We start from the raw sequence: 23,039 nt of genomic DNA on the forward strand, positions 1-23,039 counted from the left end.
TTTATTAACCATGAATTTATTGTTGTTTTATCCAACGAGGATCTCCAATTTTATTATCCATTAAGGTTTGGTTCCCTAATGTAAAATCTCCTGCAGTCGCATTTGTAAATTGCGGATCCAGCGTCGTTGCTGCTGCATCAGGTGTATTATTACTTCCTGATAACTTTAAATTTGGTGAATTAAAATTATTATTATTCCCAAATCCAGGAACACTTGTTGTAGGTTGGTTTGTATAAACTGCCGCCCCAACTGCAAGCAACGTATTACGTACCGCTAAAACATTTGATGCAAAACGTACATACAAAATTCTACTCGCAAGAGGTAAGGTAGGAGCATATATAGTACATGCATCAATTACCACATTACTTGTTAAGCCTGTTCCTGTAAAACCACCTGCTGCATCCAAGCGTATAAAATCACGAGATGAACATTTATCAAATGTACTTTTTGTTAAAGTTACATTTGCAACATACGTAGTTCTAAAATCGATAAAGTCAGCTCCTCCAGCAGTATTTACATTTTTAATGATACTATTGTCTACTGTAAATGATTTTAATCTAGCAGCACCATTTCCGTACATAAGTTGAGAAGGATAATCATGAACATAAGAATTGCTTATTAAAATATCTCCTAAAGGTTGCGCTTGTGTCGCTGCAATTCCAATAGCTCCTCCAGTTAAACCTGCTCCATTTAAATCTAGATCTACAAGAGACAAATTCACTGCTTCGCTAGGATTAGCAGGATTATTAGTAAGAGTGAATTTGACATTAAGTTTAGGTTTATTCTCTGGTCTTACTCCTCTAATGATCAGTTTTTTATTTACAATAATCTCTCCGGTTGTCACATAATTACCTGGCATAAGCAATAATCTTGAATCTCCAGTTACCTGAGCTACTTTAGCATTTAAATCATCACCTGGATTTACTATTATACCTTTTGTAAGATCAACACCACTAGTAAATGTTAGTATTCCTCTAGTTTTAGTTCCATTCTTTAAAGTAGCAGTATAATTAGTCTCTGGAGTTAAACCAGTAACAGTTGCCTCTCCTTTTGTTTTTTCTTCCGCTGTTATAGTGTGAATTACATCCCCTGGCTGAGATATAATTTGAGTTACATTACTGTTAGGTGCCCATCTCAAAATAACAGAATTTGCTTGGATTTCTTCCGGTTTAATTGGAACGAAAATCTGTTCAGATGCTGTAGCAGCAGAAGTAATCGACCATTTAGAGTCTTCCAAACCAGCACCACTTACAGCTTTTACTCTAATATAATAAGTAGTCTCTCCTTCTAAAGGTACTTGTATTGGCAATTGGTTTGTAGTAACATTAATGGTTTTGAAAATAGTTTTAAATTCAGGATCATCCGGGCTAAATTCTACTACATAATGATCTGCATTTTCATCTGCCTTAACGGTCCAGTTTAATTCAACTGTAGTTGAATTCCTAACTCTGGCTGTAAGTCCAATTGGAGAAAACTCTCTTGAGTTTCCAACTCCATCTAATAAACCTTCATTATAACTGTCGCAGCTTGAAATTCCAATTGCTAGAAATAATACGGCTATTAATCCTTTATATATATATTTTGCTTTCATCTTAATAACTTATAATTTATTATTAACTCCTAAAGATTTTCATAACCGTAATCATTTTTTAACTGACCATTACTTCCATCAATGAATACTTTCCATATTGGCCAAAATTGTCTATTATCAGGATTAACTCCAGTTTTGTACAATGAATTTATCTTAGTATCTGCAGCTGTACCTGTCCAGGTCCAGGTAATAGATGAATATGTAGCGCCAGGGTTCGTTGTTTCTCCTCTATTTAGTCCGTAAATATCTAAGCTTACATTATCTGTTCTGTATTTGTAATACAAAGTTGCCGGCACAGTAGCGTAATTACCAGTACGAGCTGATAAGTCAGCCATTTTTTGTTTAGCTTCGTCTAATTTTACTTTTAACAAATTCCAGCGAATTAAATTTTGCTTACGCTCCATTTCGCCTGTAAACTCATATTTATTTTCATCAACGATAGCAGTAAACATAGCATCTTTACTGTTTTTAGAGTTTACATAGTTTTCAACTTTCACTGCCTGATCTGCTGCAGAAAATGATCTTCTACGAATTTCTTTTAAGTAAGGCATTGCTGCACTAGGACCTTCAAGTTCGTTTGCAGTTTCAGCAGCAATAAGCAGCACTTCAGCATAACGCATGTACATTTTATTAACTCCATCATCATTAGTAGAAGTCACATAACGTTTCATCCATTCATAACGATATTTTCCAAAATACCATGTATCTAAAGTACCTAACTCTTGTTTAGCTATATTATTAGCTCCTGCTGCACCATATTTATAAGGCACACAAGTAACATCTCTACGTGTATCTGTTTGGTCATAATCGTAGAAAACAAATGGTAATGGACCTGCTACACCTCCACGGTTAGCACCATTAGCCTGAAACTGATCAACAGCTGCTGTGTGTTTTACTGCAAACGTAAATAACATTCTGCCTCGTCCATCTGCAAAAGGAAGCTCCCAAAGAGATTCTCCACCAGCAGTAGTAACTTCTTCATTATATTTTCTCCATAATCCCTCAAAAGTAGATTCTAAATGAGCTGAACCACTTTGAATCACTTCACGAGATTCTTTTAGCGCCAATGCATACATAGTAGCAACAGAAAGTTCCGGATCAGTACTTCTTCTTACTCCATCAGGATATTGCTGGTAACCACTTGCCGCCAATGCTAAACGTGCTCTAAATCCTTTTACAAAAGCTTTATTTACATGTTCTACAGTACTTGTATATGCAGTTGCATTAGGCCATGCCACCAATGTAGATGCTTCTCCCAAATCTGCAATTATTTGCTTGTAAATAACATCTCTGCTTGATTTAGGCAAGTATAAAGTCGCTGTTGTAATAGGCTCAAAACGAGCAGGAACATCTCCCCATGCTCTTAGCAAATCAGCATAGTAAATAGCTCTTAATGTTAAAGCTTCTCCCAACAACTGCCCCATTGCAGTATCTGGTTTTGGGTTACCAAATTTGCGTATACCATCAATACAAATATTCGCACGCTCAATACCCATGTACATCATTGCATAAGCATTAGTAATATTATTCATCTCTGTATTAGATGGACTTGCATTGTATACACATAAATCAGCCTTATCTCCTGCTGTTTGTGATGCATTATACCATTCTACATCTGTATTTAATCCATAATATGGTAAAAATCTTCCTCTGTAAGAGTTTGTCTCTGCAAAAGGCACTTTTATTCCATCAACAGCTCCTTTTGCTAGTTCAGCATCAGAAAAAATCAATTCGGGCTTTAATGTTGATGGTGCGTCTGTTTCTAAATAGTCGTCTTCAAATTGTTGGCAAGAACTAAATAGACTTGAAATTATCAATCCTGCTATTATTAATTTATGTTTCATTTTGTGATAATTTAAAATTAGAAATTAAGATTCATCCCAAAAACCATTTGTCTGCTTCTTGGATAAGGACTTGAATCAACCCCAGGTGTAAGAGGGTTTTTTCTTTTAGTTGAAACTTCCGGATCAGAACCCGAATAGTTAGTCCAAACAAAAACATTGCTTGCTGTCATATAGAATCTCAATTTAGAAACTCCAAGTTTAGATGTAAACATCTCAGGCGCCGTATATCCTAATGTTAAAGTATTTAATCTCAAAAATGATGCGTCTTCCACAGCCCAATCTGTAAATATAGCACTTCTCATATATGGAGACCACATCGTTGTATTAGCGTTAAGAGCTGCTAATGCATCAGGATCTGTTACTAACTGACCAGAAACCGGATCCAAATTCGTCCATCTTTTTCCATCAGCCATAGTAGAATTTAAATTTTTATACTGTCCTGAAGCTGTAGCTGTTGAAAATTCAATCTTATCAGCATTATAAACATCATTACCAATACTCCAGTTGAAAGCAGCCATTAAATCAAAACCATAAGCATTACCATTAATCACAAAACCACCTGTACTTTTAGGGTTATAATTACCAATAACTGTTTTGTCGGTTAAATCCACTTTACCATCTCCATTAACATCCTTCAATTTCATATCTCCAGGTTTAAGACCACTTCCATCTCCCACTAAAGTAGGCAGTGTAGGAGTTACACCTTCTTTTAAAACATATTTCCCTCCAACATAATCAAAGTCTGAAACTTCATATCTACCATCATTTTTATAGCCATACATTGTTCCTAAAGAAGAACCCACTGCTATTAAATAATCATCTCCAATTTGTGTAGAAGCCCAACCAGTAGCTGCTCCAAAATCATTCATGATACCTAATGAGTTTATACGGTTTTTATTTATTCCCACATTAAATGAAAAATTCAATCCGTATTTTGCTTTTTCAATTGCCACAACATTTATAGTCGCCTCAAAACCTGTGTTTTGAGTTTCTCCCATATTACGGTATTGGTATTCATATCCAGATCCTGGAACTGGGAAATTGATCAATAGGTCACTTGTAACGTTTTTATAAACATCAAAATTACCACTTAAACGATTTTTGAAGAATCCAAAATCCAAACCAACATTCTGAGTTACCGTAGTTTCCCATTTCAAATCAGGATTAGGCATTGTTTTTGGAATTGCCCAAACACTAGTAACGCCATTAATCCATGTTGTTGGAATAGATTGAAAAATTTGAGTTTGTTGTCCCACAGGGATATTATTATTTCCTGCTTCACCATAACTAGCTCTAATTTTTAAAAGATCAATCCATGATGTTCCTTTTAAGAAACGCTCTTCAGAGATTTTCCATCCTGCTGCAAAAGCCGGAAAATAACCCCAACGATTTTGTGATAAAAATTTACTAGATCCATCTGCCCTAAAGGTAGCCGATAAGATGTAACGATTTTTATAGTCGTAATTTGCACGTCCGAAAAATGACAATAATCTATCATCCGGATTATAATAATTATCAACTGCTTGAGGCGTGCCTTGTGATGTTAATGTTTTTGCCTGATTAAAATCGAAAAAAGAAGGATATCCATGAATCGTAGAAGTCACAGTATTCACTTCATAATTAATACTTTCTTCTCCTATAAGAGCTGTCAAATGATGATCTTCGCCCATTATTTTTTTGAAATCGTAATTCAACGTATTTGCATTTCTAAAACGTCTTTCTTTACCGTCTGTAATAACCATGGCTGGTTTACCCTGTAATGTACTAGCTGGAGCATTAGCTACATAGTAAGTACTACGTCCATAATAACGATAATCTAAACTGTTGTAATTATCAAGACCTAAATCTACTTTCAATTTTAAATTATCAACCAATTCCCATCCAAAACTTCCCAACATATTAAAGTTCTTACGAAACTGCTGACGTTGATTATCTGAAATAGATCTTAAAGGATTTATTAATACATCTGTTCCGTCCCCAGAAACATCATCAGAAGTCAACCCAGATACTGGAATTGGTGCATAACCCACAATAGTACGCATACGAGAGTCTGATGAAGATTTTTCATTTTGTTCATTTACACCTCCACCATCAATCTCAGTATCAGAATAACGCACTGTAAAACCAACATCAATTTTATCACTTATTTTACTCTTTAAAGCCAATGCAAGGTTGTTTCTTCTGTAATTTGAACCAAGCATAATTGCTTTTTCATCGTAATGAGCATAGTTAAAATTGTAATTAAGCTTATCCGTTCCGCCTCTAATTCCTAAATCACGGCTTTGTACCTCACCTCTACGACCAAAAATCTGTTTTTGCCAATCATTTCCTTTTACACCATTGTACATATCGTGATCCTGCCAGTTTCCAAAATATTTAGTGTAAGACGTTGGATCCGAAGCTACTTTTGTTCCCGTTTGTGAAAGTAATGCATATTCATACTGCCATTTAGTGTAATCCTCAGGAGATAAAACGTCTATTTCATTAGCCATGGTTTTCATACCATAGAACATATTGAAATTCACAGCAATTTTTCCGTCTTTTCCACTTTTTGTTGTAATTAAAATTACTCCATTTGCACCACGAGATCCATAGATTGCTGTAGAAGCAGCATCTTTTAAAACAGTCATTGTTTCGATATCAGATGACGAAATATCATTCATGTTATTAATAGGAAATCCATCCACAATAATTAAAGGCGAAGCATCCTGCGTAAGAGATCCTCCTCCACGAACTCTAATTCTAATATCAGCATCTGGAGAACCTTCAGCCGACATAACCTGCACACCTGCAATTCTACCCGTTAAAGCTTCAGCAACATTTGCTACCGGTACTTTTTTAAGATCATTACCTGAAATAGTAGATACAGCTCCCGTCAAATCAGATTTCTTAGAAGTCCCGTATCCAATTACAACAACCTCATTCAGGTTGTTAGAATCTTCAATCATCGTTGCATTTACTTTAGATTTTCCTTCTGTAGATACATCAATACTTTTAAAACCAATAAAAGAAAAGCTTAAAACAGCTTTCGGATTGGTTAGTTTTATTTTAAAGTGACCGTCAAAGTCAGTAGAAGTTCCGTTCTTGGTTCCTTTCTCCAGGACATTTACTCCTGGTAAAGAAAGTCCTGCGGCATCTTTCACGGTTCCCTCTATAGTTGTGCCCTGTGCATGCATTTGACTGCCGATCAATAAGCACAGTAAGAAAACAAGTTTAAAGCAAAAATTTGCTCCTTTGTTTAATAGTTCTTTAAAGTTCATGGTTGATTGTTTAAGTTGTTAATTTTTCTTCGTTTTGGTTTAAGTGGTTTTTTGTGGTTACTTTCAATTCATTTTTTAAATTATTACAGGTATTATTTTATTCTTAATTTTCCTATATCCTCAAATAACAGTGTTAATTCCTGTTACTTTTTAGTTCGCATCACTTAATCGATTTCGAACTTCAAAAAAAATGTTGTAATCGATTACACAAACATAGATATTTTTTTTAAACGAAAAATAAATTCTCATAAAAATTTGCTAAAAAAAATTACATATTGAAATTTTTACTGCTTTTTTATATGAGATATGTAATTTATATTAACTTAAAATATTAAAAATATTATTATTAATCGTTCATTTGATTCTATTTTTATAAAAAAAACAATCGATTACATGAATATTAATTACGAAATTATTAGGTGTTATTTTTACACTTAAAAAGTTAAGAAGATGCTAAAAAAAATAAAGAACTGAAATAAAATGCTTATATTTTTAAAGTGTATTATCCTACAAAACAAACAAAAAAGACAATATCAGACTTAAATGAATCAAGCTTTAACATAAAAAAAGGCCCTTAAACAAAAGTTAAGGGCTTTAAAAAGAAGTAAAAATTGTTTTTAAATATGCTGAACCGCAACTTGCTTACGGTGTAACCTCATCAATACGAATGTAATAACCATTCCTATAATCGACATTACAACACCAATTAAGTTTGGAGATGAGTAACTAAAGCCTGCTGCTAAAGGCAATCCGCCAAGAAAAGCTCCTAAAGCATTACCTATATTAAAGCTTCCTTGAAGTGATGCTGAAGCAATCATCTCTGCACCTTTTGCAGTACGAATCATCAGCATTTGAATTGGCGCAATAACAGAGAAAGAGATCGCTCCCGTTAAGAAGGTTAAAAATAAAGATACGTATTGGTTAAAAGAGAAGAAATAAACCAAAACTAAATCTGTTGACATTACTAATAGCAAAGCTAATGTCGTAGGTGCCGGTGAAAATCTATCAGCCAGTTTTCCTCCAACAAAGTTTCCAACGACCATCCCAAGTCCCGCTAAAACTAAAATTGAGGAAACATCTTCCGGTGAAAATTTAGAAACATTAATTAATAAAGGGGCAATATAACTGATCCAGGCAAACAAACCTCCAAAACCAATTGCCGTTATTCCGATAATCAGCCAGGCTTCTGTCCTTTTAAAAAACTGAAGCTGTGTTTTCATATTCACGCTTTCTCCTTTTTCCAGATTCGGCATCCATAAATAAATAGCTAAGAATGTCAATAATCCCACAAATGCAATTAAGACAAAAGTATAACGCCAGATAAAATGATGACCTATATAAGTTCCGATTGGTACACCTATTAAGTTTGCAATAGTTAATCCAGCAAACATAATTGAGATTGCCTGCGCTTCTTTTCCTTTATCTGCCAAACGGCTTGCGACTACTGCCCCAACTCCAAAAAATGCTCCGTGAGGCAAACCGGAAAGAAAACGAGAAGCAAATAAAACATTATAATCCGGAGCAATAATGGACAGTGCATTAAAAACAGCCAACATTAATGCTAAAATCAAAAGCATTTTTTTTGGCGCATAATTTCTTCCTGCGATTACTAATAAAGGTGCTCCAATAACAACTCCTAGCGCATAAGATGATATTAAATATCCTGCAACGGGAATTGAAACTTTCATATCTTTGGCAATATCAGGCAAAAGGCCCATCATTACAAATTCTGTAATTCCAATAGTTAACCCTCCTAAAGAGAGTGCAATAAGACTTTTTTTCATTTTAATTTAATGTAGAAAGGAATAGATTTCTACGTTGCAAATTTAACACCGTTAACTCAATCAGAAATTGTATATTTGCGATATAAAATTGTAAATTTAAGTTATGCCTAAATTAAATCAGTTTAAAACACTAGTATTGGATGAATTTGAGGAAGAAAAATTTCACCTTCCGCCACATACTCATACGTATTACGAAATCATCTATATCAAGAAAGGAAGCGGTATTCATCATTTGAATAACAACCTTCTTCCTTATAAAGCGGGAGATCTCTTTGTAATTTCGCCAGATGATGAACATTACTTTGATATCAGGAAAAGCACAGGATTCATTTTTATCAAATTCACCGATAATTATTTCAACTCTAAGCAAAACCTTACCTGCGATGAATTTTTGGTCAATACTCCAGAAAGTTTCATGAGGGATAAAATCCTAAAAGAGACCGTTTTAAAGTTTGATGAACCTTGTAAAACAATTTTAAAAAACACTGTCGAAAATATTGTAACCTACGATCGTTATATTGATGTTACCACTTCTCCGATTGTTTTTTATCAGATACTTTCGATTTTTGGTTTGATTAAAGAAACCATTCGCTGTATGAATCTTCAAATGCAATCGACACATTTAGACAATGAACAAATTGCGAATTATATTCATCAGAATATTTATCAGCCAAAATTGGTACAAGTAAAAGTAATTGCAGAACATTTTAATATTGCTCACACCTATTTCAGTGCCTATTTTAAAAGAACTTTTGGAGTTAGTTATCGTGAATACATTCATAATCTGAGAACTACTTTAATAGAGAAAAGATTTCATAACAATCAATTGCCAATTAAGCAGATTGCGTACGAATTTGGTTTTACCGATGAAAGTCATTTGACGAACTATTTCAAAAAACGTAAAAACATGAAACCCACTGATTTTAAAAAACTCTAGTTAGCGAAATCTTAAATAATGATTTGCTCGAAGTTTTTTAACTAAATTTGTACTTCTAAAAACAATTTCTTTGTCCAAAAAGATCCACATATTGATGCTTTTCGCAACTCTGGTTTTTCTTTTGAATCCAGATTATAACTATGCATGCAATACAATGCATCACAAAGAAATTACTTCTAAAGAAAAAAACAGCTGTTCTAACAAATGCTGTGAAAAGAAAACTTCAAAACAAGAAAAACACAATTGTGACGGAAAGTGTCGTCATTCGGGTTGTACAAGTTCAGCATTGCAATTTGTTATTTTGACTTCAAATGATCTTGATTTGCAAAACGATGTTTTCAATTTTTCTTTAAAAAATAAGATTTCCTCTTATAGTAATTCTTCTATTTCTTCTGGATTTACTTCTATTTGGCTAAAGCCGAAAATATAATTATTGCATTTATTACAGCCCATATTGGGTCTTTTTGAAATCAACTTTTTTAATTAATTTTAAAGGAAATAAATTCCTTTACCAAATATTATATACAATGAAAAAATCAATCATAGCTTTAGCAACGGTGCTTACAGTATTATTTAGTGCAAATACTATTCAGGCAAATACAACAAAATCAGAAACAGGAACAACAGAAATCGTTGATGCAAGTCAGCTTCAATCTGTTTACGATGCTTATTTTACAGTAAAAGATGCACTTATCAAAAGTGACAGCAAACTGACTTCGGCGAAAGCCAAAGATTTACTTACAGCAATTACAGCTGTAAAAATGGACAAACTGAAAAGCAACGAACATACGGTTTGGATGAAAGTAGTTAAAAAATTAACTGCCGATGCCAAAAGTATTTCAGCTACAACAGATCTTAAAAAACAACGTGAGACTTTTAAATCATTATCTAAAAGCACTTATGATTTGATAAAAGTTTCAAACCCAACAGAACCAATCTACAAACAATATTGCCCAATGGCTGATGCTGACTGGTTAAGCAAAGAAAAAGTAGTTAAGAATCCATATTACGGTTCATCAATGCTAACTTGCGGAAACGTGGTAGAAACGATCAAATAAATATGAAGCTCTACATCAAAAACATGGTGTGTGCCCGATGCAAAATGGTTGTGGAGTCTGAGTTTGAAAAACTCGGACTCCAAACTATTTCTGTTGAATTAGGCGAAGTCGAGCTGCAAAATGAAATCACCGATTCTCAAAAAGAGGTTTTGCTTAAAAACCTGCAATCGTTAGGTTTTGATTTATTGGATGATAAAAAAACCAAAACCATCGAGAAGATAAAAAATCTGATTGTCGATTTGGTCCATCATAAAAACAGCGAACTCAAAATCAATTTATCTGATTATTTAGTCGAAAATCTCAATCAGGATTACAGCACTCTGAGCAATTTGTTTTCAGAAATTGAAAATACAACTATCGAAAAGTATTTTATAAGCCAGAAAATTGAAAAAGTAAAAGAGCTTTTAATTTACAATGAGCTTTCGTTAAGCGAAATTGCAGATATTTTAAATTATAGTAATGTGGCACATTTGAGCAATCAATTCAAGAAAATTACGGGCTACACTCCTACTTCATTCAAACAATTGAAAGATAACAAACGTATTCAAATCGAGAATTTGTAGTTATTTATTTAACCGCAAAGAGCGCTAAGATTTACGCAAGGTTCGCAAAGTTATGTATACAAAGCTTTGCGAACTTTTTTTAATCTCAAAACAGAAAAAAACTTAGCGTGCTTTGCGTAAATCTTAGCGCTCTTTGCGGTTAAAAAACACCATTTAGTAAATCTTACAAATCATTCCCAAAATTCTACAAACCGAACTCACAGATGCTTCGGAAATTTGCATTGTAATACTTAAAAACCAATACAATGACTCATCAATATATAATTTCAGGAATGTCTTGCAACGGATGCCGAACCAAAGTCGAAAAAACTTTAAATGAAGTAGAAGGCGTTCAGGCAGAAGTTACTCTAAATCCGCCGACGGCTACCATAACAATGGAAAAGCATGTTCCAACAGAAAAATTTCAAGAAGTTTTATCGGCAGCAGGAAATTATACTATTGAAATGGATTCTCCTAAAAATCATGGCGAAACTAAATCTTGCTGTTCTAGCCATAAAAAAGAAAATAACGGTCACAATCACGATCATCATAAAGCAGAAACTAAAAAAGTGAATCAGCACAGTGCAAATGGCGTTTATTATTGCCCAATGCATTGCGAAGGCGACAAAACTTATAACAAACCTGGTGACTGCCCAGTGTGCGGAATGGATTTAGTGCCTCAGGTTGCCATCACAGCAACTCAATTTATTTGTCCCATGCATCCGGAAATTGTATCAAACGAACCAGGTGACTGTCCGATTTGCGGAATGGATTTGATTCCAATGCAAGCTTCAGAAAGTGAAGAAAACAAGACCTATTCTGATTTATTGAAAAAAATGAAAATTGCGATTTTGTTTACGCTTCCTATTTTCATTATTTCGATGTCAGAAATGATTCCGAATAATCCACTTTACAATATAATGTCTATTGAAAAATGGAATTGGGTTCAGTTATTATTTTCTATTCCAGTTTTATTTTATGCAGGCTGGATGTTTTTTGTTCGTGCATACAAATCAATTGTGACATGGAATTTAAATATGTTTACTTTAATTGGAATCGGAACTAGTGTTGCTTTCCTTTTTAGTATTGTCGGAATGTTTTTTCCAGATATTTTTCCAGCCGAATTTAAATCACATCACGGAACCATCCATTTGTATTTTGAAGCCGCAACCGTAATTATCACTTTAGTTTTATTAGGACAATTATTGGAAGCCAAAGCGCATGGACAAACTAACGGCGCCATTAAAGAATTATTAAAATTAGCACCAACTGAAGCAACTTTAGTTGAAAACGGAATTGACAAAGTAATTTCTATTCATAACATTAAAAAGGGCGATTTACTTCGTGTAAAACCAGGAGAAAAAATTCCGGTTGATGGAAAAATAACTACTGGAGAAAGTAGTATCGACGAATCGATGATTACGGGAGAACCAATTCCAGTAGATAAAAAAGTTGGCGATACTGTTATTTCTGGAACCATAAACGGCACAAAATCGTTTGTGATGATTGCTGAAAAAGTAGGTTCAGAAACGATGCTTTCGCAGATTATCCAAATGGTAAATGACGCCAGCAGATCTCGCGCTCCAATTCAGAAATTAGCGGATCACGTTTCTAAATATTTCGTGCCGACTGTAGTTATTATTTCAATTGTAACCTTTTTTATCTGGGCGAAATTCGGTCCTGAACCAGCCTATGTTTACGGATTAATTAATGCAATTGCCGTTTTAATTATTGCTTGTCCTTGCGCGCTCGGACTCGCAACTCCAATGTCGGTCATGGTTGGTGTTGGAAAAGGCGCTCAAAACGGAATTTTAATAAAAAATGCCGAAGCTCTAGAAAACATGAATAAAATTGATGTTTTAATTACCGACAAAACAGGAACCATTACAGAAGGAAAACCATCTGTAGAAAAAGTCTATTCGGTTACTAATGAGGAAGATTTTCTGCTTCAAAATATTGCTTCTTTAAATCAACACAGCGAGCATCCATTGGCGCAAGCCGTAGTTAATTTTGCGAAATCAAAAAACAGTGTTTTAAAAGAAGTTCAAGGTTTCGAAACTATTGCAGGAAAAGGTGTTTTAGGAACTATCGAAAGCAAAAAAGTAGCTTTAGGAAATAAAAAATTAATGGACGAAATCGGTGCTTCTGTTTCTTCTGATTTAGAACAGAAAGTAACTGTTGAACAAAATTTAGGAAAAACTATTTCGTACATCGCAATTGAAAATGTTGTTTTAGGTTATGTTGCCATTACTGATGCCATTAAAGAAAACAGTGCTAAAGCGATCAAAGAATTAATCGATCAAGGCGTTGAGGTTATCATGATGACGGGAGATAATTATAACACCGCAAAAGCAGTTGCCGAACATTTGCATTTGAGTTCTTTTAAAGCAGATTGTCTTCCACACGATAAATTAAAAGAAATTGAACGTCTTCAAGCTCAAGGAAAAATTGTTGCCATGGCGGGAGACGGAATCAACGATGCTCCGGCTTTAGCGCAATCTAATATCGGAATTGCAATGGGAACAGGAACTGATGTTGCAATCGAAAGCGCTAAAATAACGCTTGTAAAAGGAGATTTAAACGGAATCGTAAAAGCTAAAAACCTCAGCCATGCTGTAATGTCAAATATCAAACAGAATTTATTCTTTGCTTTTATCTATAATACTTTGGGCGTGCCAATTGCAGCAGGAATTTTATATCCGTTTTTAGGAATCTTGCTTTCGCCAATGTTGGCTGCCGTGGCAATGAGTTTGAGTTCTGTTTCGGTAATCGTAAATGCTTTGCGATTGAGAAATCTAAAATTGTAGGTTGGGCGCAATTATTTCAACACATAGAAACATAGCTTTGCATTGTGCGTAAAGGCGTTTCACTTGTTACAATACACATAGCTATGTGTGGAAACTAGTTTCTTTTATATTCTCTTTTTTTTAGACAAATAAATCTATGTCTCTATGTGTTAAAAATAAATTGTGTTCAATGTAGACCAACGATTTAAAATTATAATTTATCATGAAAATCAAATACCTCTTTATATTTTTCTTAATCGCTTTTCACCTAAAGGCACAAAAAGTCGTACGTTACGATTTACATGTTCGCGATACGGTTGTCAATTTTTCGGGTAAAGAAAAACGTGCGATTGCAGTGAACGGACAAATTCCGATGCCGACTCTAACTTTTACCGAAGGCGATATTGCAGAAATTTATGTCCATAACGAATTAAAAAAAGAAACCACTTCGATGCACTGGCATGGATTATTTCTTCCAAATAAAGAAGACGGAGTTCCCTATTTAACACAAATGCCGATTGAACCGGGAACAACTCATAAATATACTTTTCCAATTATTCAAAATGGAACCTATTGGTATCACAGTCACTCGGGGTTACAGGAACAAATTGGTTTGTACGGACTTTTTATCATCAATAAGAAAGAAGACGATTCAACTATCCGAAAAGGAATTGACGATTTGCCAACGATTCCAGTTATTTTAAGCGAATGGTCAGATTTGAAACCAGAGAATATTCAGCGAATGCTTCATAATGCCAATGATTGGTTTGCCATTAAAAAAGGAACTACACAAAGTTATTTTGAAGCCATCAAACAAGGACATTTTTCGACCAAAGTAACCAACGAATGGAAACGAATGAACGCAATGGATGTCAGCGATGTTTATTATGAAAAGTTTCTGATTAATGGTAAAAATGAACAACAATTTTCAGATCTTAAACCGGGTTCAAAAGTCCGCTTACGAATTGCCAACGGAGGTGCTTCCAGTTATTTCTGGCTGACTTATGGCGGAGGGAAGATCACCGTTGTTGCAAGTGACGGAAATGATGTAGAACCTGTAGAAGTCGATCGTTTGATTATTACGGTTTCTGAAACGTATGATGTTGTGGTTACCATTCCCGAAGACCATAAAGCTTTTGCTTTTTTGGCTACAGCAGAAGACAGAACAGGATCTGCTTCTTTATTTTTAGGGAATGGCGAAAAACAACCCGTTCATCATCTTTCGAAATTAAAATATTTCGAAGGGATGAAAATGATGAATGATATGATGAAAATGAACGGCGACATGAACGATATGGGCATGAATATGTCACTCAACAAAATGGACATGAATGCTGTAATGTATCCTGAAATTTCTGGTGAAGATGAAAATGCAAAACCTGTTATGGATCATTCGATGCATAATATGGAAGCTATGAAAATAGAAAGTGACAGCACTGAAACTTCTGAAATTGTGACTTTGAATTACGGAATGCTGAAATCTCCTTTTAAAACTAATCTCCCAAAAGACGCTCCTGTAAAAGAATTACGTTTTACGCTTTCCGGAAATATGAATCGTTATGTTTGGAGTTTGGACAATAAAGTAGTTTCTGAAACTGATAAAATTTTAATAAAAAAGGGAGAAAACGTTCGTATCGTTTTATATAATGGTTCGATGATGCGCCATCCGATGCATTTACACGGACATGATTTTAGAATTCTAAACGAACACGGCGATTATTCTCCTCTAAAAAATGTGATTGATATTATGCCAATGGAAACCGACACCATCGAATTTCAGGCAAATGCCGATGGCGACTGGTTTTTTCATTGTCACATTCTATATCACATGATGGCGGGAATGGGAAGAATTTTTACCTACGAAAATTCAGCGCCAAATCCGTTGATTCATCATCCTGAAATGGCTTTTAAAATGTTGAAAATGGATGACCGAATGTTTCATTTTATGGCAGAAAATGACTTTGCCAGCAATGGAAATGACGGTGAAGCGATGTTCAGTAACACACGCTGGAGCATTGGAACGGAATGGAGATTGGGTTATAATGATAAACATGGTTATGAAACTGAAACACATATTGGTAGATATATCGGAAAAAATCAATGGCTGATGCCTTTCATCGGTTTTGACTGGCGTTATAGAAAAATGGGAATGGACGAACAGGAACAAAATCTTTTTGGACAAAAAAACACCAAAGACAATCGTTCGGTTTTCAGTTTAGGTGCGGAATATACTTTACCAATGCTTATAAAAGCGCAAGTTGAGGTTTATACCGATGGAAATGTTCGTTTACAGTTTGAACGAAAAGATATTCCGCTTTCGAAAAGACTTCGAATGAATTTAATGTGGAATACGGATAAAGAATATATGGCAGGATTGAAATATATCGTCGCCAGAAACTTCGGAATTACGACGCATTATGACAGCGATATGGGAATTGGTTTTGGGGTTAATTTGAATTATTGATTTGTGATTTAAATTCATATTAAAAGATGTAAAAAATGGATAATTGGTAAAATCGAAAAAGCCTGGATTGTACAATGGCATTAATTTTGGAATGACAAAAAACATTAAAAAAACCAATTTAATTAACTATTATGAACCAAATTCTTTTCCTTTTATTATTGTTTTCGCCAATGATTTTTCAAATTATATTTGGAAGAAAAGCAATTGGCGAAAGCATAAAACTAACTTTTTTTAAAGTCTGTTTAATTACCTTTTTTTCTCAATTTATATTTTTTATCATTGCGTTTAATATACTTTCAAACAAACTGCGAGCAGAATCAAACGGACAAATTCGTTGCGGAATGCCTTTTGTTGGATTGATAGGTTTAGAAATTTTGATCGCCATTATTATATTGGTCATCGTTCTTGTTCAGTATTTGATAAAGAGATCTTATAATCGAAATTCTAAATAAAGTTTCTAAAAGATTTTCTTTTTTTGTCAAATCATTATTGACAAAACATTAACAAAATTGTAAGAATCAACCTTAAGAAATACTTCTATATTTGATTCACTCAATTATAATTCTTCTAACAAAAAACAATTAAAACAAAATGACAAAAGTAATTACAATCGTTACCGTTGCTTTATTTACAATTAGCGTAAGTGCTCAGGACACAAAACCAGCATCAAAAGATAAAGCTAAAAAAGAATCCTGCTGTAAAAAGACAGCAGACAAAAAAGATAAAAAATCTTGCTGTACCAAAAAGTAACAGTAAATTATAAAGTAAAAGGCTTCGGATTGTTCGAAGCCTTTTTTTGTAGTCAAAATAAAAACCAAAGAAAATTCTGTATATATTTGAATTTCATTGCTTAAATAAACCAACACCTAAATTTTATGGGATTAGACATGAGACCTTTGGGAAAACCCAAACCTGGATTTGAAAATAGATTCAAACAAATAATGCATATTATTCAAGGAAAAGAAAAACAGGAACTCAGCTTCTTTGACAAACTAAAAGGAAAAAAGGTTTTGTCTAAAGAAGAGCTTCTGGAAGAATGGTTTGAAAACCAAATTCAGAGTTATGAAACTATCAAAGCACCTAGAGTTGGATATGATCAAATTGCGAATGACTGGATAAGGGAAAGGTACAATGAAAGTGACAAGGAACTCTCTGAAGAGGATTTTCTAAAAGAATATAATGGCTTTTATGTAATTGAACTATCTAAAGAACCTGATGCTGTACCAATTTACCGAGCAATGGGGCAAGATGAAAATGTATTTAGAGGCCAATTTCTATCTGATTGCGTCGATGTAATTGGCGAAGATTTAGTAAATGAAGCTTGGGATACTAAATTTGCTGACGAAGCATTAGATTATGGAAATCGTTTAATGGAAAAAGCTTTAAAAATTGCTAGAGAAAACAATCTGGAATATCTAAAAAATGAAAAATATCCACCAGAAAATGCTGATGAAACAAGTATAGAGAGCAAATTACACATTGCTTTTTCATTAGCAAAATGGCTTATTTTTTATGGAAAAAATGGGCATGGCTATGAAGCAGACTTTTAAATTTAGAGAATAGAATAAACAAAAGGCTTCGAATTGTTCGAAGCCTTTTTTTATGTTTTTTCGCCATGAATTATACGAATTAGCACAAATTTTAAATAAAAATAATTAGTGTAAATTCGTGAAATTCGTGGCAAACAAAATCCTATTTCAGTCGAATACTCCATTCAAAATCCATTTCAGAAACCTGAACACCTTCTTCGTTAGTTCCGATAGATTTCATCCAGAACGTCTGCCCTTCTCCGGTTTCGATTGTTTTTTTGATAGCATCGGCAATTAAATGCCCATCATTGCATACGAAAGTTATTCTTCCCGTTGCTTTTTTAGTAAAGTTTCCTTTGTTATTAGCAACCAACATCGAAATCTTTTTGCCACTTTGCTGAATTTGAGAAATAACCAAAGCGCCTGTTGTTAATTCTGCCGCCATAGCCTGAACTGCAAAATACATCGAGTTAAAAGGATTCTGATTAATCCATCTGTGTTTAACTGTTACAGTACAACTTGAATCGTTTATATCCTTAACACGTACGCCGCAGAAGTAGGCAGAAGGAAGTTTAAACAGAACGAACTTATTAAGTTTTGATACAGAAAGTGCCATGTGATTTATTTTTTTATGTAAAAATACAAAAAAACTATGCATGCACAATAAATTATTCAACTATCAGAAAGACCTCAATAAATTCAATACTTCCGAATGATTATCAACAATTTAAACACATATTCTTACTTTTTAAATTGTTAAATTTTTGTTAATAATTAGTACTATGCAAAACAAGATACTGTTTTTTAGACATATATTTGCATAAGAAATTACTATATACTTTTAATCATGCAATCATCAACACCACTCATCATGGAAAAAACATCAGAAAAGAATACAGCAGCATTTACTCATTTGAGTATATTAAGCCAATATATAATTCCGTTTGGGAACTATATTTTTCCGTTAATCATCTGGACCAACTACAAAGACAAATCTGAATTTGCAGACCATCACGGAAAACAGGCTTTGAACTTTCAGTTAAGCTTATTGCTTTATACTTTGATTTTAGCACTTATCGCTATACCAATTTTTGTAACAGTAGTTCTACAAAATATCCCAATCGAAGCATTTATGTACAACGAAAATCTTGTAATTAGAAATTTCAACTTCGAAGGAAACATCGGAATGTTAAGCGTAGGAATTACAGCTGTAGTGCTTTTTGGATTATTAAAATTTGTTGAATTCTTTTTAGTGATCTATGCTTCAATAAAAGCTTCAAACGGAGAATTATACAAATATCCTATTACGATTCCTTTTATAAAGTAATCCTGAAACAGGTTAAAAGTCATATTCGAAATCAATCATCAATCACCCGAGCCAGAAGGGCGAACTGGCAAAGCAATCATCATCAATCAAAAAACGAATTGTTCAATCAAAAAAAAACAAAATGAAATTATGAACATTGAAAACACAAAAGCACAGATGCGCAAAGGTGTTCTTGAGTTTTGCATCTTATCTGTATTAAAAGAAAAAGATGCCTATACATCAGAAATATTAGACACTTTAAAAAACGCAAAATTACTAGTTGTAGAGGGAACTGTTTATCCGTTGTTAACTAGATTAAAAAATGACGGTTTACTTAATTATCGCTGGGAAGAATCGACCTCAGGGCCACCACGAAAATATTATGGATTAACCGAGATAGGACAAACCTTTTTAAACGAACTTAGCGGTACCTGGACAGAATTGTCTGACGCTGTAAACTTAATCACCAATCAAAATCAATAAGTCATGAACAAAACAGTAAATATTAACTTAGGCGGGATGTTTTTTCACATCGATGAAGATGCATACTTAAAATTGACACGCTACTTTGACGCTATAAAACGATCACTTAACAACTCATCTGGTCAGGATGAAATTATTAAAGACATCGAAATGCGTGTTTCTGAATTATTGTCGGAAAAACAAAAAAGCGAAAAACATGTTGTAGGACTGAAAGACGTTGATGAAGTGATTGCGGTGATGGGACAACCGGAAGATTATAGACTGGAAGACGAAGAAAATCCAAATCAGTCTTATAATAATTATGAGCAAAGAAAGCACAAAAAATTATACCGTGATAAAGAGAAAGGTTTAATTGGGGGTGTGGCTACAGGTTTAGGACATTATTTTGGAATTGACGCAGTTTGGATTAAAATCATTTTCTTAATCTTTGTTTTTGCAGGTTTTGGAACCGGAATTTTAGCTTATTTCGTTCTTTGGATTGTAACTCCTGAAGCAGTTACAACTACAGAAAAATTAGAAATGACAGGAGAACCGGTAACGATTTCAAACATCGAAAAAAAAGTTCGCGAAGAAATTGATACACTTTCTGAAAAATTCAAAAATGCGGATTATGACAAAATGGGAAACCAGGTAAAGTCGGGAGCTGAGAGAATAAGTAGTTCATTTGGAGACTTTATCATGACGGTTTTTAAAATTTTCGCTAAGTTCTTAGGTGTAATTCTAATCATAAGCGGAATCTCAACTTTGATCATGTTGTTAATCGGAGTTTTTACTCTTGGAACTAATATTTTTGTTGATTTCCCTTGGCAGAATTTTATTGAAGCAGGAAACTTTACAGAATATCCAATCTGGTCATTTGGTTTACTAATGTTGTTTGCAGTTGGAATACCGTTCTTTTTCTTAACGCTTTTAGGATTTAAATTGTTGTCTCCAAACTTAAAATCAATTGGAAACATTACAAAATATACACTTTTAGCAGTTTGGATTATCTCTATTGCAATTTTAGCAAGTATCGGAATTAAACAGGCAACTGAAATCTCTCATGATAATAAAGTGATTGAAAAGAAAGCCATAACAATCAAAACAACTGATACATTGTATGTAAAGTTCAAATACAGCGATTATTACACAAAAAGTCTGAATCATTACAGAGACTTTGAATTTGTTCAGGATTCTGCCAACAATGAATTGATCTATTCCAATGATGTTCGTTTACATGTTTTACACACAGATCAAACGGCTCCATTTATTCAGGTAGAAAAAAGTGCAAGAGGAAATTCTTTTACTAACGCTAAAAAAAGAGCAGAAAAAATCAATTATAAGTTTCAGGTTAACGGAAATCAATTAATTTTGGATAACTATTTTCTGACAGATGTAAAAAACAAATTCAGAGGACAAGAAGTTGACATCTACTTATATCTACCAGAAGGACAACTATTTAAACCAGATAGTTCTGTTAGAGATTATTTCAACTATGAGGATGATTTCTTTAATCTAAATTACAATGGAGATTACAATTATAAAGTAGAAGGCTCTAAAGTTAAATGTTTAAACTGTCCGGCAGAAGACAACAACAACGACGAGCATGACACTGACACTGAAGAAGTAAGTACGATTGACAATGATACTATTAAAGAAGTTTCAGTAAAAATAAATGGAAAAGAAGTTATAAACGGAAAAAAAACTAAAGGAAAACTAACCACAGATAAAAACGGAGTTGTAATCAAAATTAACTAAGCCATGGTCAAAATAATCATTCATATTACAAAATTTGTTATCGCAACTATAACTGCTTTATTATTTGCTTCATGTAATTTTAACATGAATGCAATTGAAGGCAGCGGTAATGTTACAACAGAAAAAAGAACTGTTCAGGGCGATTTTACCAATATAAAGGTAAGCAACGCCATTGATGTAGTAATCGAACAAGCTGATTCTAAAGAAATCACTGTTGAAGCCGATGATAATCTTCAAAAAGAAATTATTACTAAAGTAGAAAACGGAACATTGATTATCGAATGCAAATACCACTCTTTCCGTAATATCACATCAAAAAAAGTAACTGTAAAAATGCCTGTTGTGGATAAGATTGAAGCTTCTAGTGCTTCATCTGTTAAAACTAATAATGTTATCGAAGGAGAAAACATCACTTTAGAAACTTCAAGCGCAGCATCTATGAATATGAATATCGAATCGGATAAAATCTCTGTGGATTCCAGCAGTGGAAGTTCTGTAAACATTGAAGGCAAAGCTTTAAGTCTTAGCACTTCAGTTGCAAGCGGAGGAAGTATTGATGCCGGTAAATTAATAGCTAATGATATTCATGCAGAAGCTTCAAGTGGTGGAACAGTTTCTATACGTCCAATTGTAAGTTTAAAGGCAAAGGCTTCAAGCGGTGGAAATATCAATTACAGCGGTTCTCCTAAGACTGTGGAGAAATCTGAAAGCTCTGGCGGAAATGTCAGCAAAAGCTAAAACAAAGTAACTGTTAAATATAAAAGAAATCATTCATCAAAAGTGGATGATTTTTTTATATTTGTCAAAATCAAATCTAGAATTAATGAAAAAAAGTACAGCTCTGCTTCTATTATTATTTGTCACAACATTCACTTTTGCCCAAAAAAGAGAAAAAATCAAAGGTTCTAAAATTGTAACTACTTCCATAAAAGAAGTGGGCAGTTTTGATGCCATTGAAGTTGACGATAATCTTGAAGTTTATTTGGAACAAGGAGAAAAAAATGAAATCAAAATCGAAGCCGATGATAATTTACATGATATCATTGGAATGGATTTAAGAGAAAAAACACTTCGATTATACACCAATAAAGAATCGACAATTTTCAAAAAACTTTCAGTTAAAGTTACTTACACTAAATCTTTAAATAAGGTTATTACCAAAAACGAAGCAATTGTTTATGCCATCCAGGAATTACAACTAGACAATATTACAATGAATTGTCTGGACTTTTCTAAGTTATACCTAAATGTTAACGCAAAAAAATTCACTCTAATCGCAGACGACAAATCTAAAACAGAACTCAATTTAAAAGCAGAAGACGGAAGTCTACAATTGAGTAAAAATGCTACTGTTAAAACATTAGTTTCTGCTATAAAATTTAAATGTGATTTGTATCAGAGAGCTAATGCTGCAATCGAAGGTATTGCTGAAAAAGCCACCATCAGATTGGATAACAATTCAGTGTTCACAGGAACAAAATTCACCTTGAAAGACGCTAATGTTACGGCTGAAAATTATGCTGTAGGAAGTGTTTTAGTTGAAACAACACTTTCGTTAGCTGTTGGAGATAAAGCAGAAATTTCTCTTTTAGGAAGTCCGGCCATTACACTAACTCGTTTTTCTGAAGAAGCTAAGTTATTTAAAAAGATAAAATAGTTTTCAGTTTTTGCTTACAGCACAAATAAAGACTAAAATAAAAGCTCCGATCATTTTTGAT

18 protein-coding genes are annotated in these 23,039 nt (G+C 33.6%); 13 read left to right on the forward strand and 5 right to left on the reverse strand.

Going from position 1 to position 23,039, the window contains the following annotated elements; genetic code table 11:
• Nucleotides 1-16: 16 nt before the first annotated feature.
• From HYN56_RS00920 to HYN56_RS00935, 4 genes are all read right to left on the reverse strand, one after another.
• Entirely contained in the window at nt 17-1,591 is a 1,575-nt protein-coding gene (locus tag HYN56_RS00920) for a DUF4957 domain-containing protein (protein WP_109190470.1), read from the reverse strand.
• A gap of 29 nt (nt 1,592-1,620) precedes the next feature.
• A complete protein-coding gene (locus tag HYN56_RS00925; RefSeq protein ID WP_109190471.1) occupies nt 1,621-3,435 on the reverse strand; it encodes a RagB/SusD family nutrient uptake outer membrane protein in 1,815 nt (604 codons plus the stop codon).
• A gap of 17 nt (nt 3,436-3,452) precedes the next feature.
• Entirely contained in the window at nt 3,453-6,695 is a 3,243-nt protein-coding gene (locus tag HYN56_RS00930) for a SusC/RagA family TonB-linked outer membrane protein (RefSeq protein WP_109190472.1), read from the reverse strand.
• Between the two features lie 617 nt (nt 6,696-7,312).
• Nucleotides 7,313-8,479 carry an MFS transporter gene (locus HYN56_RS00935; protein WP_109190473.1) on the reverse strand — a complete coding sequence of 389 codons (1,167 nt, stop codon included), beginning with the start codon at nt 8,477-8,479 and terminating at the stop codon, nt 7,313-7,315.
• A 103-nt stretch (nt 8,480-8,582) separates the two neighbouring features.
• Between HYN56_RS00935 and HYN56_RS00940 the strand changes: the two genes are divergently transcribed.
• From HYN56_RS00940 to HYN56_RS00980, 8 genes are all read left to right on the forward strand, one after another.
• Nucleotides 8,583-9,416 carry an AraC family transcriptional regulator gene (locus tag HYN56_RS00940; RefSeq protein ID WP_109190474.1) on the forward strand — a complete coding sequence of 278 codons (834 nt, stop codon included), beginning with the start codon at nt 8,583-8,585 and terminating at the stop codon, nt 9,414-9,416.
• 94 nt (nt 9,417-9,510) lie between these two features.
• Nucleotides 9,511-9,846, forward strand: a complete 336-nt coding sequence (locus HYN56_RS00945) for a hypothetical protein (protein ID WP_109190475.1) — start codon at nt 9,511-9,513, stop codon at nt 9,844-9,846.
• Nucleotides 9,847-9,943: 97 nt separating this feature from the next.
• The gene (locus HYN56_RS00950; protein ID WP_109190476.1) at nt 9,944-10,474 is read left to right on the forward strand and encodes a DUF3347 domain-containing protein; all 531 of its coding nucleotides are present in this window, start codon (nt 9,944-9,946) and stop codon (nt 10,472-10,474) included.
• Nucleotides 10,475-10,476: 2 nt separating this feature from the next.
• Nucleotides 10,477-11,037: a helix-turn-helix domain-containing protein gene (locus tag HYN56_RS00955; protein ID WP_109190477.1), complete on the forward strand. Its 561-nt coding sequence runs from the start codon at nt 10,477-10,479 to the stop codon at nt 11,035-11,037.
• 245 nt (nt 11,038-11,282) lie between these two features.
• The gene (locus HYN56_RS00960) at nt 11,283-13,823 is read left to right on the forward strand and encodes a heavy metal translocating P-type ATPase (protein WP_109190478.1); all 2,541 of its coding nucleotides are present in this window, start codon (nt 11,283-11,285) and stop codon (nt 13,821-13,823) included.
• A gap of 202 nt (nt 13,824-14,025) precedes the next feature.
• On the forward strand, nt 14,026-16,266 hold the full coding sequence (locus tag HYN56_RS00965; RefSeq protein WP_109190479.1) for a multicopper oxidase family protein: 2,241 nt from the start codon (nt 14,026-14,028) through the stop codon (nt 16,264-16,266).
• A gap of 591 nt (nt 16,267-16,857) precedes the next feature.
• On the forward strand, nt 16,858-17,016 hold the full coding sequence (locus HYN56_RS24990; RefSeq protein ID WP_167398259.1) for a hypothetical protein: 159 nt from the start codon (nt 16,858-16,860) through the stop codon (nt 17,014-17,016).
• 125 nt (nt 17,017-17,141) lie between these two features.
• Complete coding sequence (locus HYN56_RS00980; protein WP_109190482.1) at nt 17,142-17,816, forward strand: hypothetical protein; 675 nt, start codon at nt 17,142-17,144, stop codon at nt 17,814-17,816.
• A gap of 142 nt (nt 17,817-17,958) precedes the next feature.
• Here HYN56_RS00980 and HYN56_RS00985 read toward each other — a convergent pair whose 3' ends face one another.
• Nucleotides 17,959-18,411 carry a DUF4442 domain-containing protein gene (locus HYN56_RS00985; RefSeq protein ID WP_109190483.1) on the reverse strand — a complete coding sequence of 151 codons (453 nt, stop codon included), beginning with the start codon at nt 18,409-18,411 and terminating at the stop codon, nt 17,959-17,961.
• Between the two features lie 255 nt (nt 18,412-18,666).
• Between HYN56_RS00985 and HYN56_RS00990 the strand changes: the two genes are divergently transcribed.
• The 5 genes from HYN56_RS00990 (at nt 18,667) to HYN56_RS01010 (ending at nt 22,978) form a co-directional block, all read left to right on the forward strand.
• Nucleotides 18,667-19,122, forward strand: a complete 456-nt coding sequence (locus HYN56_RS00990; RefSeq protein ID WP_109190484.1) for a DUF4870 domain-containing protein — start codon at nt 18,667-18,669, stop codon at nt 19,120-19,122.
• Between the two features lie 129 nt (nt 19,123-19,251).
• Nucleotides 19,252-19,584, forward strand: coding sequence for a PadR family transcriptional regulator (locus HYN56_RS00995; RefSeq protein ID WP_008464689.1), 333 nt, complete (start codon nt 19,252-19,254; stop codon nt 19,582-19,584).
• A 3-nt stretch (nt 19,585-19,587) separates the two neighbouring features.
• The gene (locus HYN56_RS01000; protein ID WP_109190485.1) at nt 19,588-21,321 is read left to right on the forward strand and encodes a PspC domain-containing protein; all 1,734 of its coding nucleotides are present in this window, start codon (nt 19,588-19,590) and stop codon (nt 21,319-21,321) included.
• Nucleotides 21,322-21,324: 3 nt separating this feature from the next.
• Nucleotides 21,325-22,059 (forward strand): head GIN domain-containing protein, encoded by a 735-nt coding sequence (locus tag HYN56_RS01005; RefSeq protein ID WP_109190486.1) that lies wholly within the window; start codon nt 21,325-21,327, stop codon nt 22,057-22,059.
• An 85-nt stretch (nt 22,060-22,144) separates the two neighbouring features.
• Nucleotides 22,145-22,978: a GIN domain-containing protein gene (locus tag HYN56_RS01010; protein ID WP_240622641.1), complete on the forward strand. Its 834-nt coding sequence runs from the start codon at nt 22,145-22,147 to the stop codon at nt 22,976-22,978.
• Nucleotides 22,979-23,039: the final 61 nt, after the last annotated feature.

The sequence above is a fragment of the Flavobacterium crocinum genome, assembly GCF_003122385.1.
In the GTDB taxonomy this organism is placed as follows: Bacteria; Bacteroidota; Bacteroidia; order Flavobacteriales; family Flavobacteriaceae; genus Flavobacterium; species Flavobacterium crocinum.

Excerpts from the sequence above, each read along its gene's own strand:
- HYN56_RS00925 (WP_109190471.1), bottom strand. The coding sequence starts at position 3,435 with ATGAAACATAAATTAATAATAGCAGGATTGATAATTTCAAGTCTATTT.
- HYN56_RS00940 (WP_109190474.1), top strand. The coding sequence starts at position 8,583 with ATGCCTAAATTAAATCAGTTTAAAACACTAGTATTGGATGAATTTGAG.
- HYN56_RS00950 (WP_109190476.1), top strand. The coding sequence starts at position 9,944 with ATGAAAAAATCAATCATAGCTTTAGCAACGGTGCTTACAGTATTATTT.
- HYN56_RS01005 (WP_109190486.1), top strand. The coding sequence starts at position 21,325 with ATGGTCAAAATAATCATTCATATTACAAAATTTGTTATCGCAACTATA.
- HYN56_RS00935 (WP_109190473.1), bottom strand. The coding sequence starts at position 8,479 with ATGAAAAAAAGTCTTATTGCACTCTCTTTAGGAGGGTTAACTATTGGA.
- HYN56_RS00930 (WP_109190472.1), bottom strand. The coding sequence starts at position 6,695 with ATGAACTTTAAAGAACTATTAAACAAAGGAGCAAATTTTTGCTTTAAA.
- HYN56_RS00980 (WP_109190482.1), top strand. The coding sequence starts at position 17,142 with ATGGGATTAGACATGAGACCTTTGGGAAAACCCAAACCTGGATTTGAA.
- HYN56_RS00995 (WP_008464689.1), top strand. The coding sequence starts at position 19,252 with ATGAACATTGAAAACACAAAAGCACAGATGCGCAAAGGTGTTCTTGAG.
- HYN56_RS00945 (WP_109190475.1), top strand. The coding sequence starts at position 9,511 with ATGCTTTTCGCAACTCTGGTTTTTCTTTTGAATCCAGATTATAACTAT.
- HYN56_RS00955 (WP_109190477.1), top strand. The coding sequence starts at position 10,477 with ATGAAGCTCTACATCAAAAACATGGTGTGTGCCCGATGCAAAATGGTT.
- HYN56_RS00965 (WP_109190479.1), top strand. The coding sequence starts at position 14,026 with ATGAAAATCAAATACCTCTTTATATTTTTCTTAATCGCTTTTCACCTA.
- HYN56_RS01000 (WP_109190485.1), top strand. The coding sequence starts at position 19,588 with ATGAACAAAACAGTAAATATTAACTTAGGCGGGATGTTTTTTCACATC.
- HYN56_RS00990 (WP_109190484.1), top strand. The coding sequence starts at position 18,667 with ATGGAAAAAACATCAGAAAAGAATACAGCAGCATTTACTCATTTGAGT.
- HYN56_RS00985 (WP_109190483.1), bottom strand. The coding sequence starts at position 18,411 with ATGGCACTTTCTGTATCAAAACTTAATAAGTTCGTTCTGTTTAAACTT.
- HYN56_RS01010 (WP_240622641.1), top strand. The coding sequence starts at position 22,145 with ATGAAAAAAAGTACAGCTCTGCTTCTATTATTATTTGTCACAACATTC.
- HYN56_RS00920 (WP_109190470.1), bottom strand. The coding sequence starts at position 1,591 with ATGAAAGCAAAATATATATATAAAGGATTAATAGCCGTATTATTTCTA.
- HYN56_RS24990 (WP_167398259.1), top strand. The coding sequence starts at position 16,858 with ATGACAAAAGTAATTACAATCGTTACCGTTGCTTTATTTACAATTAGC.
- HYN56_RS00960 (WP_109190478.1), top strand. The coding sequence starts at position 11,283 with ATGACTCATCAATATATAATTTCAGGAATGTCTTGCAACGGATGCCGA.